General features: G+C 68.8%; 1 protein-coding gene. It reads right to left on the reverse strand.

What is annotated here, in order from left to right; all coding sequences use genetic code 11:
• Positions 1-1,076 (reverse strand): acyltransferase domain-containing protein (locus ACFVSN_RS45205; RefSeq protein WP_380511608.1); only part of this gene is annotated, 1,076 nt, incomplete at its 3' end.
• Between the last annotated feature and the right edge of the window lie 12 nt (positions 1,077-1,088).

The raw sequence follows: 1,088 nt of genomic DNA on the forward strand, positions 1-1,088 counted from the left end.
CGTTGGAAGGGGTAGGTGGGGAGGTTGGGGTGGGTGTGGGTGGTGGTGGGTGGGGTGGGGGTGTGGCCGTGGGTGTGGGTGGTGGCGAGTGCGGTGAGGAGGGTGTGGGTTTCGGGGTGGTTGTGGTGGAGGAGGGGTGTGGTGTTGGGGGTGTGGGGGGTGAGGGTGGGGTGGGGGCCGAGTTCGAGGTGGTGGGTGGTGCCGTGGGTGTGGAGGGTGTGGACGGTGTCGTGGTAGCGGACGGTTCGGCGGATGTGGTGGGTCCAGTATTCGGGGGTGGTGGGGTCGCCGTTGTTGGTGATGAGGGGGATTTGGGGTGTGTGGTAGGTGAGTTGGGTGGCGGTGCGGTGGAATTCGTCGAGGATGGGGTCCATGTGGGGGGAGTGGAAGGCGTGGCTGGTGGTGAGGCGTTTGGTGCGTCGGCCTTGGGTGGCGAGGGTGTCGGCGATGTGTTGGACGTGGGGTTCGTCGCCGGCGATGACGAGGGAGGTGGTGCTGTTGATGGCGGCGATGGAGACGTGTTCGTTGAGGAGGGGGAGGATTTCTTCTTCGGTGGCTTGGATGGCGGTCATGGCGCCGCCTGTGGGGAGTGCTTGCATGAGTCGGCCGCGGGTGGTGACGAGGGTGGCGGCGTCTTGGAGGGTGAGGATGCCGGCGGCGTGGGCGGCGGCGATTTCGCCGATGGAGTGGCCGGCGAGGTAGTGGGGGGTGATGCCCCAGGTGTGGAGGAGGTGGTGGAGGGCGGTTTGGAGGGCGAAGAGGGCGGGTTGGGTGTAGCGGGTCTGGTGGAGGAGTGCGGCGTGGGGGGTGCCTTCGTGGGCGAAGACGATGTCGCGCAGTGGGTGGTCGAGGTGGGGGTCGAGGGCGGCGCAGGCGGTGTCGAAGGCGGTGGCGAATTCGGGGTGGTTGGTGTGGAGTTCGCGGCCCATGCCGGGGTGCTGGCTGCCTTGTCCGGTGAAGAGGAAGGCGAGGCGGGCGGGGGTGGTGGTTTCGCCGCGGTGGAGGGCGGGGTGGTCCTGGTCGTTGGCGAGGGCGTCGAGTGCTGCGAGGGCTTCGTCGCGGTCGGCCGCCACCACCGCCGCACGGTG

This window comes from Kitasatospora sp. NPDC057904, assembly GCF_042887925.1.
Taxonomy (GTDB): domain Bacteria; phylum Actinomycetota; class Actinomycetes; order Streptomycetales; family Streptomycetaceae; genus Kitasatospora.